Origin of the sequence: Pseudomonas sp. BMW13 (genome assembly GCF_013357275.1) — a bacterium.
Lineage (GTDB): Bacteria > Pseudomonadota > Gammaproteobacteria > Pseudomonadales > Pseudomonadaceae > Aquipseudomonas > Aquipseudomonas khazarica.
In genome coordinates this window covers 1-13,716 of the sequence record NZ_SUKD01000029.1, presented here as the reverse complement: position 1 = coordinate 13,716, position 13,716 = coordinate 1, and the positions used below count along the sequence as shown (strand labels likewise).

Below are 13,716 nucleotides of genomic sequence, written 5' to 3'. Positions count from 1 at the left end.
TGGCAGCGAGTAGCCCGGACAACCGCTGCTGGTGGATGAAAAGAGCGTCATCCACCCTACGGTCTGAACGCGGGGTTCGACCTGTAGGGTGGACAACGCGCAGCTTGTCCACCATGGTTCTGGCATCACCCGCGCTCAAGGATGAGCCGCCATGCCCAATTACCGACGCGCCCGCGTTCCCGGTGCCACTTACTTTTTCACCGTCAACCTGCACGATCGTGGCAGCGATCTGCTGATCCGCAAAATCGACCTGCTGCGCGAAACGGTACGCGCCACCAAAGCGCGCCATCCCTTTCATATCGATGCCTGGGTGGTGCTACCCGAGCACATGCATTGCCTGTGGACACTCCCGCCAGGCGATGCCGACTTCGCCCGGCGCTGGAGGGTGATCATCGCCTTCAGCAGGCGCTTGCCCAGCACTGAAACACTCAACGCCAGCCAGCAAAATCGTCGCGAACGGGGCATCTGGCAACGACGTTACTGGGAGCATCTGATTCGGGACGAGCGCGACTACCAGCACCACTTCGATTACATCCACTACAACCCGCTCAAGCACGGCCATGTGCAACGGCTGGTGGACTGGCCCTATTCGAGTTTCCATCGGGCAGTGGCGGAAGGTATTTACCCTGCAGATTGGTGCGCTGTGCCGGAGCAGGTCGAGGAGAACTATGGTGAATGAGCTACCCGCTGATGGATTAGAAGACCTCATCCACCCTACTGACTTTTGCCCTTCTTCCTGGCAATCACCTTCATCCGCGTCGCGGCCTTCTGCACGCAGGCCATCTTCTCGGGCCGTTTCATGCCCCGCCATTTGCGGATTTCTTCGCGCGTGCGCCCACAGCTGACGCACAATTCGCTGTTGAGCTGGCACAGCGACACGCAGGGGTTGTCAATGTCCTTGGCCACGCTTGCCCCTTGCCGTTCGCTCGACCGAGAACGCGACGTGATCGTCGATGCGGGATACGCTGATGCCCACCTCGTCGAAAGCCGCCAGCGTCAGCGCCTGCATTCTCGCCTTGTCCGCACTGGCCAGCGCCCGTGCCCGGCTCGCCTCGCTATCGAACACCCAGGTCACCACAAGGCTCTGCGGAAACTGCGCGTAGTCCACATCATGGGTCAACCACTGGAAACCGAGGATCTCGCTTTTCGCCGTTTCGCAGGCGTCGGTCAGGGTGCGGATCAGCTCGCGCTCCACAGCTGAGTATTTTCGTTTCGGCGATGGCATAAGGCTCTTCTGCAGACGGGCTCGGTGCGTCGCAATCTTACCCGAGCGGCCTGCCCGCAAAGGGAACGGATTCATGTTCACCCAGGCGCTTTCGACTTATGCTCGCGCCTCGGCGGCTCGATGTCGTAGCGGCAGGCAGCCACACCCCAGGCGAATTGCAGGGTGCGCCGACGATACAGGAGGGAATGAGCAGCCCCTTCGGCAGCGTTGCCGTCCATCTGCTCGGGCCGCAGTAGCGACTCGCCGAATCTGGCTGAAAGGACTCCCATGCTGCGAAAGTCATTGCTGATTGCATCCATCCCGCTGCTGCTCACAGGCTGCGAAACGCTGCTGCAAGGTGCCATGAGCATGGGCTGCGCGCTGAATGCCAGGCCGGTGTTGCACCCTGAAAGCCTGCCGGCAGGTCGAATGGGCGAGGCCTACAGCGTCAGACTAGAGGTCAGCGACGCTCCGGCGCCGGTGCTTGGCATCTACGTGAACGATTCGCAGCCCCTGCCGCCGGGCCTGCGAATCGAGCACCAGGAACGTGACGACCATGGCCGGATCAGCGGTACGCCGACCCGGCCGGGCAGCTACGAGGTTCATCTCGTCGCCCTCACCTATGGCACGCAGTGCGCCGGCCGACGCGCCGAGCGCACCTACAGGCTGCAGATCGCCGAGTAACGCCGCTCACCGCCACGTGAGCGGCCGCATGACCGTAGCCGGGGACGATTGGCGCAACCCGCCTGCACGGACTCTTTTCAAGGAAGCACGCCAGGTTCGGCCTCATACGCCTCGTGCAACAACGCCATGACACGTGCAACGTTCTCTATAATGCTCTGCGCTTGCTCGCGGTGTGGGACATGCCGAAGGGCTTTCAGCGCAAAAATGAATCGATCCAGAGCTGGCTGGTCTTGCGGCCAAACCGCGAAGCGTTGAGCCTACTGGTGGATATCGCTTTCGATGTCTGAAAAATTGCTGATCTTCACTGAGCCATCGGGAAACCGGGCAACGACATCCAGTTGACCGCCCATGGCTTCGATATGGCTACGCAACGTGGAAATGTACATGTCGGTGCGCTTTTCCATCTTGGCGATGGCAGGTTGCTGCACATGCAGTACCTCAGCCAGCGCCTTCTGTGACAGCCCGCGGGCCTGGCGCAGCTCATTGAGTGGCATCTCGGCAAGCAGCTCCTGGGCTTTGGCCTCTACCCTGGCCTGAGACTCAGGCGCCATTTTTGCGCGCAGCTCGGCAAATTTCTTAGCCATCTATCAAGCCCTCCTTTCGAAGCTGTTCCAGATGTTCGTCATAGAGTCGATCAGACAGCGGAACGTTGATGTCATACCAGCGGCCATCGCCCGTCTTGTCGCCACCGATCAGCAAAATCGCTGAACGCCTGGGATCGAATGCGTACAGGGTTCTGTATGGCCGGCCCTCGTGCTGCGTCCTCAGCTCCCGCATATGGCTGTGACGAGAGCCGTTGATTCCGCTGCTATGGGGAAAACCAAGTGACGGGCCGCGCTCCTCGAGAAGCCGGACCGACACCGCGACCGACTCCTGCTCCTCAACAGACAGGCTTTCCCACCACTCACCGAACTCGTCGGTGTACTCGATATCCCAGGTCATGTCGAAAATATAACCCTCAAGGAATATTCCATCAATGGAATGTACAGCTCGTACAGACGAGAGCAGGCCAAAGCGTACCGCATCCTGCAGATGATCCAGCGCATGGTCATGGCCAGGCAGGAGTGACCGGGGATTTTCCGCAGGGTGGTGATGCTGCCGCCGTTCTGGATGAAGTCGCTGGCGAAGTTGTCATGACGCAGAGCGTCACAGGATGGATGCCCTGGCGTAGCGGGGGAGCGATCAAGCTCCCCAGTTGAACGGGTAGTTGCCTCGTCGCTGAGGCACAGGGCACCATGCGCCCTCCGCGCACATGGCCATTAGCCATATCGCATACAGTGAAGGGAACTCATGAAAAAACCGCAAAATGACTTCGACTACATCGCTGAACTGCTGGAAGAGTTCTTCAAACAGCGCAGCCTTCGAAAGTCGTTCCGAATCATCTTCGATGGAGATATCACGGGCTGGGAAATCTGGCTTCAGATTGAGTTCGCCCGTTTTCTGGCCGAGCATCCCTCTACACCGGAATGGGAACGAGAGCGTGCATTCCAATTCGACTACAGACGGGAAAACGTAAAGTGGTTCCTCAAACCGGACTTCATCCTGCGCAAGAAAGGCTGGGCAATCGAGCGTTACGTCGCGCTTGAGATCAAGCAACATGCCAACCTTGGCAATTGTGTGTCGAACATGATCGACGACCTTGCGAAAGTGGCAAAAATACGCAAATCCGAAATAGATCTGCGCTCCTATTGGGCGCTTGGCATTTTTCGAACGGATCCTGATTCGGACGTTGAAGAGATCGTTGCATCGAAATTGCAGGATAGTGGCTTGGAGTATTACCCCAGCGTCTCGTCAGTGAACAAAATCCCTCGCACGCCATACAGCTATGTGCTGTTCTGACAAGCACGCAACTCTCACTCTCTCGGACCGGCCTAATAACCGGCTCACTCTGTAGCCGGGCGGGCGCTACAATAGCGCCTGCCATTTGCCGAGAGCCGATCTGCCGATGTTCACCCTCTCCCACCTCAGCAGCCCGCCGCCCGAGTCCCTGAAGAGCCAGGTGCTGCAGATGGTGGTGGACTGCTTCGGCGACGTCAGCGCGGTGCCGCTGTTGCCGAGCAACCCGCTGTATCAGCTGTACCAGTACGTGATCGGCTACGAGGTGCACCTGCACCTGCAGACCATGAACGGCGAGGCCGAAGGCCCGGTGCAGTTGCTGCTGGCGCTGGACGATGAAGACCCGGCCCGCGTGCTGGGTTTTGCCCTGTACCTGCCCAGCCCCGATGATGCTGCCGCCTGCACCCTCGCCTACCTGGCGGTGCAGGCCGAGTACCGTCGCCAGGGTATCGGCCGGGCGCTGCTGCAGCGTGTGCTGGCGCACCGTCCGCACCTGGAGCTGGCCTGCGTGGCGGACAAGGTGCCGCTGTTCGAAACCCTGGGCCTCCAGGTGCTGGCCGCCCAGGGCGCACAGGTGCTGATGAACAGCCGCGACTACCGCTCCGGCGGCATGGTGGCGGTCGCGGACCTGGCGCCGGTGTTCGCCTCCACGGAGGTCAGGCAGATTCACGCCTACCTGCTCAAGCAGCACGGCCAGCGCGCCATGCAGCAGGCGGAAAAACAACGCGATGCGCATCTCGACAGCCTTGCCCTGCAAGCACAACGACTGGTCGACGAGCGCCTGCCTTCACGCGCGCTGCATTGAGGCGCTGCCCCACGCCGGGCGCGGGGCTGCATCAGGCGCCGAACGTCATCGACAGCGGCGCTCAGCTGGCATCGCGCATGCACACGCGCAGCCGGTGGCCGTCCGGGTCGAGCGCGACGAAGGTCGGCCCGAACACCGCACGTGCCAATGGCTGCTCGATCTCCACGCCCAGCGCCCGCCAGCGCGCGTAGAGCATTTCGACATCCGCCTCCCGCTCGACCAGGTAGCCGAACTCGCTGCGATGGCCGCTGCCGGAGGACTGGAAATTGTCCGCCTGCTCCGACCACAGCCCAAGGTGCAGTTGCTCGTTCAGCGCGAAGGACACGTAACTGGGAAACTCGCTGCTGGGCGCCTGCTGCAGCAGTTGCCGGTAGAAGGCGCTGCTGCGCAGTGGGTCGGCGACGTAGAGGACAAGCAGATTGGGACGGTTCATGGTGGACCTCCTGACAATGGGAGGGTCACGTTAGTCGACCCTACTGACAGTTCCTGTCAGCATGGCGCGATGACACGCACCGAACGATTGTTGAAACTCCTGCAGATCCTGCGCAGCCACCGCCTGCCCGTCAGCGGCCAGACGCTCGCCGCTGAGCTGGGCGTGAGCCTGCGCACGCTGTACCGGGACATCGCCACCCTGCAGGGCCAGGGCGCCGATATTCACGGCGAGCCGGGCATCGGCTACCTGCTGAAGCCGGGTTATCTGCTGCCAACGCTGATGTTCACCCAGGAAGAGCTGGCGGCGTTGCTGCTCGGCCTGCGCTGGGTCGAGCGCCGGACGGACCCGGCGCTGCGCCAGGCGGCGCAGAACGTGCAGGGCAAGCTGCGTGCGGTGCTTGGCGCCGAGGCGCAGGCACAGCTGGAGAAGACCCCGCTGTTTGCCGGGCCCGCCCCTTCCACGAGCGATGACGGCGCCACGGCACGCGCCCTGCGTGAGGCCATTGGCGATGAATGCAAGGTGCTGATCGACTACACGGACGAAGCGGGCACGCTGAGCCGACGCACCTTGCGGCCGATTGCCCTGGGCTATTTCGACGGTTTTCAGATGCTCGCCGCCTGGTGCGAGCTGCGCAACGACTTCCGGCACTTCCGCCTGGAGCGGATCAGCGCCTGCACACGTTCGAGCGAGCGTTTCAGCGGTCAGGGCGGCTGGTTGCTAGCGCAGTGGCAGGCGTACAACCGCCAGCGCGGCATCGTCGTCCAGCCCACGCAGTAGCCGAGCAAGCAGCGTGGACGAATGTCCGTCTCCGTTGCTGCCGCCAGGTCGCTAAGCGCAGCACCCGAGACGCTTCTGGACAGGTCCTGACGGCGCACCGAGGCCATCATCGGCGCAGCGTCTGGCGTGCACCTCATCGAGGCCGCGCCAGGCAAGAACGGAATGCCCGCCAGCGACACATCGAGGACATACGGATGAAGGATTCAGCACGCGGCCTGCTGCTCGTCACCAGCGGCATCGCCCTGCTCAGTTTCGATGGCCTACTGGTGCGCCTGGCCCAGGCCGATGGCTGGAGCATCGCGTTCTGGCGCGGGCTGCTGATGTGCCTGGCGCTGGGGGTGTTCTCGCTGTCGGCCAGAAAGCGCAGCAGCGTGCTGGCGCAACCACTGGCGAGCGCCGGCTCGGCCCTGCTGCTGGCGTTGACCTCGATCTTCTTCGTCCTGGCGATCGTCCACACCCAGGTCGCCAACGTGGTGGTCATCCTCTGCACCGCGCCCCTGTTCGCGGCACTGCTCAGCCGTTGCTTTCTGGGTGAACGGGTGGCGCTGCGCACCTGGCTGGCGATCGGCGTGGCGGCACTGGGGATCGTCCTGGTATTTGCCGGCGCCTTCAGCACCAGCGACCTGGCCGGCAATGGCTATGCCCTGCTGTCGTCGGCGGCCGTGGGCGCCAACCTGACGCTGCTGCGCCGCTACCCGGCGCTGGAGCGCATGCCGCTAATCGCCCTGGGCGGGCTGCTGGCCGCGCTGATCGCCTGGCCCAACGCCAGGCCCTTCGAACTGGAAACCCAGAGCTACTGGGCGCTGGCGCTGATGGGACTGCTGCAGATGCCGCTCGCCACGCTGCTGATCAACAACGCGACACGCTATCTGCCTTCCGCCGAGGTGGCGCTGTTCTATCTGCTGGAAAGCGTGCTGGGCACGCTGTGGGTCTGGTACTTCCTGCAGGAAACGCCAGCCAGCGCGACGCTCTACGGCGGCGCGCTGGTGCTCGTCACGCTGCTGCTGCATGCCGGCCTGACCTTGCGCACCCGCCCGCCACTGCCGGCCTGAAGCGCCGTCGCTACAGCGAACACAACCCGCCAGGCACCGCCATGATCCAGTCCCGCACCGCGAGGATGGCCGGGTCGTGGCGGCGGCTTTCCGGGTAGACCAGAAAGAACGGCTTGCCCTCCAGCACCGGGCCGAAGGGCTGCACCAGGCGCCCTTCGCGCAGCTCGTCCTCGATCAGTTGCCTACTCATCAGCGCCACGCCCTGGGCGCCGACGGCAGCGGAGACGGCATGAGTCTCGTCGGAGAAGACCAGCCCGGCGCTGACATCCAGGCCGGGAACCTGCGCCTGCTTCTGCCACACCACCCAGTCGACGGGCGATGACACGGCCAGCTGGTTGCGAAAGTGGATCAGCGAATGCCGCGGCAGTTCGGCGGCATCGTGCAGGTTGAGCAAGGGGCTGCAGGCCGGGACGAAGGTGTTGTCGAACAGCTTCTCGGCCACCAGCCCCGGCCAGCGCCCGTCGCCATAGCGAATGGCGATATCCGCCGTGACGCCGTCCAGCGCCACCGGCTCATGCGATGCATGGATGCGCAGGTCGATGTCCGGATGGGCGTCACGCAGCATGCACACCCAGGACAGCAGCCAGCGCACCGCCACGGCGGGCGTGGTGCTGAGGGTGATGGCCTGGCGGCTCGGCACGGCGCTGAGCCGCTCGACTGCGGCGCCGATGCTGTCGAAGGCGCTTTCCAGCACCTGCTGCAGCTCCCGTCCGGCGGCCGTCAGCTCCAGCTGGCGCGGCTTGCGCAGGAACAGGGCGACACCGAGGGTCTCCTCCAGCGCCCGAATCTGGTGGCTGATCGCCGTCGCGGTGACGGACAGCTCTTCGGCCGCCTGCTTGGCGCTCTCGTGACGGGCAGCGGCCTCGAACGCCCGCAGGGCAGAGAGCGAAGGCAGTCGGCGTCGACTCATGGCTGAATTTTCCTCATCCGTAGCGCAAAACAATGATCGTTTGTCGCCAACCAGGGCTGAAATTAGCCTGAGTCTGCGGTTAATCACAGATGAATTCAAATTCGATCAGGAGACTCGACATGACATCCATCCTGCACCTCGACGCCAGTGCCCGCCCCGGCCTTGCCGGCAAGGACGAGCACGGTTCGCACAGCCGTAACCTCAGCCAGCGCTTCGTCAGCCAGTGGCGTGCGCGCCGCCCGCAGGACCCGATCACCTACCGTGACATCGGCCAGACCCCGCCGTCGATCATCAGCCACGACTGGATCGCCTCCTCCTTCACCCCGGAGGCCAGGCGCGAGCCCTGGATGCGCGACACCCTGGCCGAAAGCGATCGCCTGGTCGACGAACTGATCGCGGCGGACGTGCTGGTAATCGGCACGCCGCTGTACAACTTCGGCATGCCGGCAGCGCTCAAGGCGTGGATCGATCAGGTGGTGCGCCCCGGCCGCACCGTGGACATCGACGAGAGCAACCTGCTCGATCCCTACATCCCCAGGCTGGCCGACCGGCCGCGCCATCTGGTGATCCTCACCGCCAGGGGCGGCATCGGTTTCGATGCGGGCGGCGAGATGGCGCACATGAACCACCTGGAGCCCAACCTGATCACCGCACTGGGTTTCATCGGCATCACCCGCGTGCACCAGATCGCCATCGAGGGCCAGGAATTCGGCGGTGAACTGCTGGCCGCATCGGTCGCGCAGGCGCTGGACAAGGTCGACGCGCTAGTGAGCGAGCTGCAGCATTCACTGCAGGCCGAGCGCGCTGCAGAGCCGGCCTGAACACCCTCCCGGTGGATGATCAGCGCGCCTCCACCCGCGAGGAGACGTTACGACATCAATAGGAAATCCATCACACGGCCCGGACGTCAGCTCGGGCTATCATCCAGCCCCGAAGCGCGAGCCACCGTTTTGCTCGCGCCCCTGCCTGGAACAACGATATGGATATCAACCGCTTCGAACGAACCCGCATGAGCTATGAAAACGTACCGGTGTACCGCAAGCGCTGGTTCGTCTTCCTCTCGCTGCTGTTCTTCATCCCCGCCACCCTCCTCATCGCTCTGACGGGTGATCTGTACGCCCAGAAGGACGGGGTCGTGTACAAATTCAAGAACAATGCCGTCCATCAGCTGATCGTCACGGCAGTGGTGTTCATGATGGTCGGCCTGTTCCTGGCAGCAGGCCGCTGACACACGCCCGGCACTTGCCAGCAACCGCCCCTTCGGCAATGGATTACCTGGAGCTGCAATGCATAAATGGATGTTCTTTCTCGCCGCCCTGTCGCTGGCCGGCTGTACCAGCCCTGAAGAGCTGCTGATCAGGGTTCAACTGGAGAAGGCCGTCGCCCACGCGGAGCGAGAAGCCGTCGAGGATGCGCTCAGCATGAGCGCCGAGTGCCAGGAGAAGGAGCAGACCTGGCGCGCTCCCATCCACTCCCTGACCCAGGATATCCGCGTGCAGCGCTGTGACATCGTCTACTACTACCTGGCGCGCTACGCTCTGGTCGAAGGCGATGAGTTGCCCATCGACTTCATTCCCTCGATCAGTTTTCTGGGCACCGAGAACCTGCTGACGGGCGAAAAGATCAGCCTGTACTGACCGCCCTCTTCAGCGCTTGCTGCAGGCGAACAGCGCGTTGCCGGCGTGGCCATCCCAGGGCAGCAGCCGCTGGTAGTCATGCTCCAGCACCTGCACGTCGAAGTAAGGCGCCAGCAGGGCCTGCAGCTCGGCGAAGCTCACCGCGACCATGGGGTGCTCGTCGTCCCAGACCTCGCGCTGCTCGCCCAGCTGGCGTTCGATGCGCAAGCGCAGCAGCTGCTGTTCGCCTTCGCCGCGGTACTGCCAGCCGGAGCTGAAGCGGAACCGACCATCGGCCTGGCAGACGCTGTGGGAAACGAACGATGCGTTGTCGATGCGTTGCTTGTCCACGGCGTTGAAACAGAACACCCCGCCCTCGGCCAGGGCCGCATGCACGCTGGCGATGCAGGCTTCGAGACGCGCGAGGCTGGCACTGTAGTGGATGGAGTAGAGAAAGCAGGTGATCAGGTCCTGCGGTTCGTCGACCTGGAACGCGCACATGTCCTGCTGGACGAAGCGCGCCTCGGGACAGCGCAGGGCCGCACGGTCGAGCATCGGCTGGTTGATGTCCAGGCCGCCGCTGGCGTAGCCGGCATCGAGAAAATGGCGCACGTGCGGACCGGTGCCACAGGCCAGGTCGAGATGGCGCCGGCCACCGTTGCCGAACAGTTGCTGCAGGCGCTGCACGCAATGACTCTGCGCCGCGTAATCGATATCCGCGCACATCAGGTCGTAATAACCCGACAGGTCGGTGTAGAGGGCATTGCCGGACATGATGACCTGAAGGGAGCGGGATGTCGGGGGCGCGCATCATATCCCAAGCGTCGCCGCCGCAGCCGTCGCAGCGACGAAAATATCGCCCCGTTCGCGCCAGGGCCGAGCAACGTGCCGGGCGCCCGCCAACGGCGGCCTGCAGCCCACGGACAGGGCAATCCCCGTGCTCGCCTTCACACCCGCGCAACTCTGGCTAAACTCCCGTGATTCGCAGCCGAAACAATGGCGTCAACGTTCAGCGGGATGGCTCTCATGTTCAACGGTCGATTGAAGCAAGAGTTGCAGGCACTGCGTGAAGACTTCTCTTCCGTGGAACAGGTACGCGCCAGCCTGGAAGAGGAGATGCTGGTACTGATCCTCGACCCCCAGGGGCGTATCGAACGTGCCAACGAGAATTTCCTCAAGGAAATGGGCTACACGGCGGATCGGTTGCGCGGCGAGCAGTTGCTGAAGCTGATTCCCGAACACGTGCGCAATCTCGACTTTCACCACCGTGTGCGCCAGGCGCTGGAACGTGGCGAGCACCTGGCCGGGGTCATCCGCCTGCTGCGCGGCAGTGGCGAGGAAGCCTGGCTGCGCTCCATCCTGCAGCCGGTGCGCGACAGTGCCGGGCGCATCCGTTTCTTTTCCATCCACGCCAGCGACCTGACCCGCACCATCGAGAGTTCGCGCGAGCACGAGAACCTGATCAAGGCCCTGCAGCGCTCCACGGCGGTGATCGAATTCAACCTCGACGGCGAAGTCCTGACGGCCAACCAGCGCTTCCTCGACGCCATGGGCTACAGCCTGCAGCAGATCCAGGGCAAGCATCACCGCATCTTCTGTGATCCGAGCGAGGTCAATTCGCCTGCGTACGCGCAGTTCTGGGACAAGCTGCGCCGTGGCGACTTCGTCGTCGATCGTTTCAAGCGCCTGGACAGTCACGGGCGTGACGTGTGGCTGGAGGCCTCCTACAACCCCATTACCGACGCCCACGACCGGCTGTACAAGGTGGTCAAGTTCGCCACGGTGATCACCGACCAGGTACAGCGCGAGGAAGCCGTGGCCCAGGCGGCCGGCATCGCCTTCGAGACCTCCAAGGGCACCGACAGCAGCGCACGCAATGGCGCCGAAGTGGTGCAGCAGATGCTCGACGCGATGAACGACCTGGCCGAGCGCATGCAGGAGGCCGTTCAGGGCATCGAGGCGCTGGACAAGCAATCCCAGCTGATCGGCTCCATCGTCAAGAACATCAGCAGCATTGCCGACCAGACCAACCTGCTGGCCCTGAACGCGGCCATCGAGGCGGCGCGGGCGGGCGACCAGGGGCGTGGTTTCGCCGTGGTGGCCGACGAAGTTCGGCAACTGGCCTCGCGCACCAGCGCCGCCACCGTGGAGATCACCTCGGTGGTCGGGCAGAACCAGCAACTGGCCGAACGCGCCGTGGAGATCATCGACCGCGGCAAGGCCCAGGCCGAGCGCGGCCTCGAACTGTCCAGCCAGGCCGGGCAGGTGATCGAGGAAATCCAGGATGCCGCACAGCGTGTGGTCAAGGCGGTGGAGAGCTTCGCCACCCAGTTGTGAGGCACGGGCACGCCGGTGAACGGGCTCGGCACCGGCATCTCACCCAAGTCATCACACAACCTCATTCGACCACCCCATTCCCCTGACGGGACAATCCCCTTTCAGCACTTGAATTACGCGGAATGACCGCGCAAATCGAGTGACAGGATTTTCAAAGTCGTCATACATCGTATAAGTTTGCCGATGTCGCATCCGCGATCAACAAGAACAACAAGGACCCTGACGATGAATGACGAACAACGCCCGGACGGCTCGCGCCGCCACTTTCTCAAACAGTCCCTCGCCTACTCGGTCGCCGCCGCCGGCGTGGGCACGCTCCTGCCGCAACTGGCCCGTGCGGGGGAACCGCTAAACCCGCGCTATCCCGATCCGGCGGTCGAGATCCTCGACGACAGCTTCCTCGACCTGCGCCTGTTCAATGCCAGCGTGGAAAAGGTCGCCACCGGCCTGCGCTGGGCCGAAGGCCCGGTGTGGGTGGGCGATGGCCGCTACCTGCTGGTCAGTGACATTCCCAACAACCGCATCATGCGCTGGGACGAGATCAGCCAGTCCCTGGGCATCTATCGCGCATCCTCGAACTACTCCAACGGCCTGACCCGCGACAACCAGGGCCGCCTGATCGCCTGCGAAGGCTCGACCAACGAAGGCCTGGGCCGGCGCATCACCCGGACCGAGCACGACGGCAGCATCACCGTGCTGGCCGACAACTTCGAGGGCAAGCGCTTCAACTCGCCCAACGACATCGTGGTCAAGCGCGACGGCTCCGTCTGGTTCAGCGACCCGCCCTTCCAGGCTGGCAACGAATACGAAGGGCACAAGGTGCAGATCGAGCTGCCGCACGGCGTGTACCGCATCGACGGGCAGACGCTGAAGGTCACCCGGGTGCTCGACGAGCTCGCCGGCCCCAACGGCCTGTGCTTCTCCCCGGACGAGAAGACCCTCTACGTGGTCGAGGGCCGCGCCAAGCCCAATCGCCTGGTCTGGGCCTATGCGGTGAACGCCGACGGCAGCCTAGGCGCGCGCCGCAAGCACATCGACGGCGGGGCCACGGGCGCACTGGACGGCATCAAATGCGACGAGGCCGGCAACCTCTGGTGTGGCTGGGGCAGCAACGGCTCACCGAAGGGCAAGCCGGAAGAGCTGGACGGCGTGCGCGTGTTCAATACCGAGGGCAAGGCCATCGGCCACGTCTACCTGCCGGAACGCTGCGCCAACCTGTGCTTCGGCGGCGCCCAGGGCAACCGCCTGTTCATGGCCAGCAGCCACTCCATCTACTCGCTGTACGTGAACACTCGCGGCGCCACCTTCAGCAAATGAGGCATGGGCCACGGCCGCCAGAGCCGTGGCCTGGCCCGCCACACAAGCTCGCCAGACGGCGCCAGCAACACCTCCAACCGCTCTGGGACGGGCATTGCGGCAAGCATCAGTGGCATCGATGTTCACCATCATGCCAATGAAGTTCTCTGAAAAATTTCAATGCGTACCATCTGCTCCATACCCAACCACAACACCCCTGGAGCACCACATCATGAAACGCCAACTCATCCTCAGCTTCGCTCTCTCCGTACTGGCCGCCAACGTATTCGCCGCCTCTTCCGTGCAACCCACCGTCGCTGAAGGGGGTTCCGACCGCCTGATCGAGAACCGCGTCGCCGAAGGTGGCTCCGATCGCCTGATCGAAAGCCGCATCGCCGAAGGTGGCTCCGATCGTCTGATCGAGAACCGCGTTGCCGAAGGTGGTTCCGACCGTCTGATCGAGAACCGCGTTGCCGAAGGTGGTTCCGATCGCCTGATCCAGAATCGCGTCGCCGAAGGTGGCTCCGACCGTCTGATCGAGAACCGCGTCGCCGAAGGTGGCTCCGACCGTCTGATCGAGAACCGCGTTGCCGAAGGTGGCTCCGACCGCCTGATCGAGAACCGCGTCGCCGAAGGTGGCTCCGACCGCCTGATCGAGAACCGCGTCGCCGAAGGTGGCTCCGACCGTCTGATCCAGAACCGCGTCGCCGAAGGTGGCTCCGATCGTCTGATCGAGAACCGCGTCGCTGAAGGTGGCTCCGACCGT

General features: G+C 63.7%; 19 protein-coding genes and 1 pseudogene. 13 read left to right on the top strand and 7 right to left on the bottom strand.

Annotated elements, in window-relative coordinates:
* Positions 1-151 precede the first annotated feature (151 nt).
* The gene (locus E4487_RS20265; protein ID WP_175254228.1) at positions 152-679 is read left to right on the top strand and encodes a transposase; all 528 of its coding nucleotides are present in this window, start codon (positions 152-154) and stop codon (positions 677-679) included.
* 35 nt (positions 680-714) lie between these two features.
* On the opposite strand, the gene E4487_RS20260 is transcribed toward E4487_RS20265, so the two are convergent.
* A complete protein-coding gene (locus tag E4487_RS20260; protein ID WP_175254227.1) occupies positions 715-906 on the bottom strand; it encodes a DUF1289 domain-containing protein in 192 nt (63 codons plus the stop codon).
* Complete coding sequence (locus E4487_RS20255) at positions 890-1,225, bottom strand: hypothetical protein (protein ID WP_150605928.1); 336 nt, start codon at positions 1,223-1,225, stop codon at positions 890-892. Before E4487_RS20255 ends, E4487_RS20260 begins: the two co-directional genes overlap by 17 nt.
* A gap of 267 nt (positions 1,226-1,492) precedes the next feature.
* On the opposite strand from E4487_RS20255, the gene E4487_RS20250 reads away from it, so the two are divergent.
* Positions 1,493-1,888 (top strand): Ig domain-containing protein, encoded by a 396-nt coding sequence (locus E4487_RS20250; RefSeq protein ID WP_175254226.1) that lies wholly within the window; start codon positions 1,493-1,495, stop codon positions 1,886-1,888.
* A 257-nt stretch (positions 1,889-2,145) separates the two neighbouring features.
* On the opposite strand, the gene E4487_RS20245 is transcribed toward E4487_RS20250, so the two are convergent.
* Both E4487_RS20245 and E4487_RS20240 read right to left on the bottom strand, forming a co-directional pair.
* Entirely contained in the window at positions 2,146-2,472 is a 327-nt protein-coding gene (locus E4487_RS20245; protein ID WP_175254225.1) for an XRE family transcriptional regulator, read from the bottom strand.
* Positions 2,465-2,830, bottom strand: a complete 366-nt coding sequence (locus E4487_RS20240) for a type II toxin-antitoxin system RelE/ParE family toxin (RefSeq protein ID WP_175254224.1) — start codon at positions 2,828-2,830, stop codon at positions 2,465-2,467. The genes E4487_RS20245 and E4487_RS20240 overlap by 8 nt, the downstream gene beginning before the upstream one ends.
* 348 nt (positions 2,831-3,178) lie before the next feature.
* On the opposite strand from E4487_RS20240, the gene E4487_RS20235 reads away from it, so the two are divergent.
* Both E4487_RS20235 and E4487_RS20230 read left to right on the top strand, forming a co-directional pair.
* Positions 3,179-3,727, top strand: coding sequence for a hypothetical protein (locus E4487_RS20235; RefSeq protein WP_175254223.1), 549 nt, complete (start codon positions 3,179-3,181; stop codon positions 3,725-3,727).
* Positions 3,728-3,833: 106 nt separating this feature from the next.
* A complete protein-coding gene (locus E4487_RS20230) occupies positions 3,834-4,529 on the top strand; it encodes a GNAT family N-acetyltransferase (protein WP_175254222.1) in 696 nt (231 codons plus the stop codon).
* Positions 4,530-4,590: 61 nt separating this feature from the next.
* On the opposite strand, the gene E4487_RS20225 is transcribed toward E4487_RS20230, so the two are convergent.
* The gene (locus E4487_RS20225; protein WP_175254221.1) at positions 4,591-4,962 is read right to left on the bottom strand and encodes a VOC family protein; all 372 of its coding nucleotides are present in this window, start codon (positions 4,960-4,962) and stop codon (positions 4,591-4,593) included.
* Between the two features lie 69 nt (positions 4,963-5,031).
* Here E4487_RS20225 and E4487_RS20220 point away from each other — a divergent pair, with 69 nt between their 5' ends.
* Together E4487_RS20220 and E4487_RS20215 are read left to right on the top strand one after the other, a co-directional pair.
* A complete protein-coding gene (locus E4487_RS20220) occupies positions 5,032-5,739 on the top strand; it encodes a YafY family protein (RefSeq protein ID WP_175254220.1) in 708 nt (235 codons plus the stop codon).
* Between the two features lie 194 nt (positions 5,740-5,933).
* On the top strand, positions 5,934-6,791 hold the full coding sequence (locus E4487_RS20215) for a DMT family transporter (RefSeq protein WP_037057333.1): 858 nt from the start codon (positions 5,934-5,936) through the stop codon (positions 6,789-6,791).
* Positions 6,792-6,801: 10 nt separating this feature from the next.
* Here the strand turns inward: E4487_RS20215 and E4487_RS20210 are convergent, their stop codons facing one another.
* On the bottom strand, positions 6,802-7,701 hold the full coding sequence (locus tag E4487_RS20210; protein WP_037057331.1) for a LysR substrate-binding domain-containing protein: 900 nt from the start codon (positions 7,699-7,701) through the stop codon (positions 6,802-6,804).
* 119 nt (positions 7,702-7,820) lie between these two features.
* Between E4487_RS20210 and E4487_RS20205 the strand changes: the two genes are divergently transcribed.
* The 3 genes from E4487_RS20205 to E4487_RS20195 all read left to right on the top strand — a co-directional run bounded on the left by E4487_RS20205 (position 7,821) and on the right by E4487_RS20195 (position 9,338).
* A complete protein-coding gene (locus tag E4487_RS20205) occupies positions 7,821-8,522 on the top strand; it encodes an FMN-dependent NADH-azoreductase (protein WP_150605941.1) in 702 nt (233 codons plus the stop codon).
* Between the two features lie 158 nt (positions 8,523-8,680).
* Entirely contained in the window at positions 8,681-8,929 is a 249-nt protein-coding gene (locus E4487_RS20200; RefSeq protein WP_037057327.1) for a hypothetical protein, read from the top strand.
* Positions 8,930-8,987: 58 nt separating this feature from the next.
* Positions 8,988-9,338 carry a hypothetical protein gene (locus E4487_RS20195; RefSeq protein WP_150605943.1) on the top strand — a complete coding sequence of 117 codons (351 nt, stop codon included), beginning with the start codon at positions 8,988-8,990 and terminating at the stop codon, positions 9,336-9,338.
* A 9-nt stretch (positions 9,339-9,347) separates the two neighbouring features.
* On the opposite strand, the gene E4487_RS20190 is transcribed toward E4487_RS20195, so the two are convergent.
* Positions 9,348-10,091: a class I SAM-dependent methyltransferase gene (locus E4487_RS20190; RefSeq protein ID WP_175254219.1), complete on the bottom strand. Its 744-nt coding sequence runs from the start codon at positions 10,089-10,091 to the stop codon at positions 9,348-9,350.
* Between the two features lie 222 nt (positions 10,092-10,313).
* Here E4487_RS20190 and E4487_RS24975 point away from each other — a divergent pair.
* The 4 genes and pseudogenes from E4487_RS24975 to E4487_RS20175 all read left to right on the top strand — a co-directional run.
* Positions 10,314-11,120, top strand: a pseudogene (locus E4487_RS24975) (PAS domain-containing protein); the annotation flags it as partial.
* A gap of 96 nt (positions 11,121-11,216) precedes the next feature.
* Complete coding sequence (locus E4487_RS24970; protein ID WP_373921551.1) at positions 11,217-11,654, top strand: methyl-accepting chemotaxis protein; 438 nt, start codon at positions 11,217-11,219, stop codon at positions 11,652-11,654.
* Between the two features lie 225 nt (positions 11,655-11,879).
* Positions 11,880-12,971, top strand: coding sequence for an SMP-30/gluconolactonase/LRE family protein (locus E4487_RS20180; protein ID WP_175254218.1), 1,092 nt, complete (start codon positions 11,880-11,882; stop codon positions 12,969-12,971).
* Positions 12,972-13,182: 211 nt separating this feature from the next.
* Positions 13,183-13,716, top strand: a 534-nt coding sequence (locus E4487_RS20175; protein ID WP_175254217.1) for a phage infection protein, incomplete at its 3' end; no start/stop codon positions are given.

What these genes read in the sequence shown, in the direction of transcription:
- E4487_RS20265 (WP_175254228.1), top strand. Translation starts at nt 152, where the DNA reads ATGCCCAATTACCGACGCGCCCGCGTTCCCGGTGCCACTTACTTTTTC.
- E4487_RS20255 (WP_150605928.1), bottom strand. Translation starts at nt 1,225, where the DNA reads ATGCCATCGCCGAAACGAAAATACTCAGCTGTGGAGCGCGAGCTGATC.
- E4487_RS20250 (WP_175254226.1), top strand. Translation starts at nt 1,493, where the DNA reads ATGCTGCGAAAGTCATTGCTGATTGCATCCATCCCGCTGCTGCTCACA.
- E4487_RS20245 (WP_175254225.1), bottom strand. Translation starts at nt 2,472, where the DNA reads ATGGCTAAGAAATTTGCCGAGCTGCGCGCAAAAATGGCGCCTGAGTCT.
- E4487_RS20240 (WP_175254224.1), bottom strand. Translation starts at nt 2,830, where the DNA reads ATGACCTGGGATATCGAGTACACCGACGAGTTCGGTGAGTGGTGGGAA.
- E4487_RS20235 (WP_175254223.1), top strand. Translation starts at nt 3,179, where the DNA reads ATGAAAAAACCGCAAAATGACTTCGACTACATCGCTGAACTGCTGGAA.
- E4487_RS20230 (WP_175254222.1), top strand. Translation starts at nt 3,834, where the DNA reads ATGTTCACCCTCTCCCACCTCAGCAGCCCGCCGCCCGAGTCCCTGAAG.
- E4487_RS20225 (WP_175254221.1), bottom strand. Translation starts at nt 4,962, where the DNA reads ATGAACCGTCCCAATCTGCTTGTCCTCTACGTCGCCGACCCACTGCGC.
- E4487_RS20220 (WP_175254220.1), top strand. Translation starts at nt 5,032, where the DNA reads ATGACACGCACCGAACGATTGTTGAAACTCCTGCAGATCCTGCGCAGC.
- E4487_RS20215 (WP_037057333.1), top strand. Translation starts at nt 5,934, where the DNA reads ATGAAGGATTCAGCACGCGGCCTGCTGCTCGTCACCAGCGGCATCGCC.
- E4487_RS20210 (WP_037057331.1), bottom strand. Translation starts at nt 7,701, where the DNA reads ATGAGTCGACGCCGACTGCCTTCGCTCTCTGCCCTGCGGGCGTTCGAG.
- E4487_RS20205 (WP_150605941.1), top strand. Translation starts at nt 7,821, where the DNA reads ATGACATCCATCCTGCACCTCGACGCCAGTGCCCGCCCCGGCCTTGCC.
- E4487_RS20200 (WP_037057327.1), top strand. Translation starts at nt 8,681, where the DNA reads ATGGATATCAACCGCTTCGAACGAACCCGCATGAGCTATGAAAACGTA.
- E4487_RS20195 (WP_150605943.1), top strand. Translation starts at nt 8,988, where the DNA reads ATGCATAAATGGATGTTCTTTCTCGCCGCCCTGTCGCTGGCCGGCTGT.
- E4487_RS20190 (WP_175254219.1), bottom strand. Translation starts at nt 10,091, where the DNA reads ATGTCCGGCAATGCCCTCTACACCGACCTGTCGGGTTATTACGACCTG.
- E4487_RS24970 (WP_373921551.1), top strand. Translation starts at nt 11,217, where the DNA reads ATGCTCGACGCGATGAACGACCTGGCCGAGCGCATGCAGGAGGCCGTT.
- E4487_RS20180 (WP_175254218.1), top strand. Translation starts at nt 11,880, where the DNA reads ATGAATGACGAACAACGCCCGGACGGCTCGCGCCGCCACTTTCTCAAA.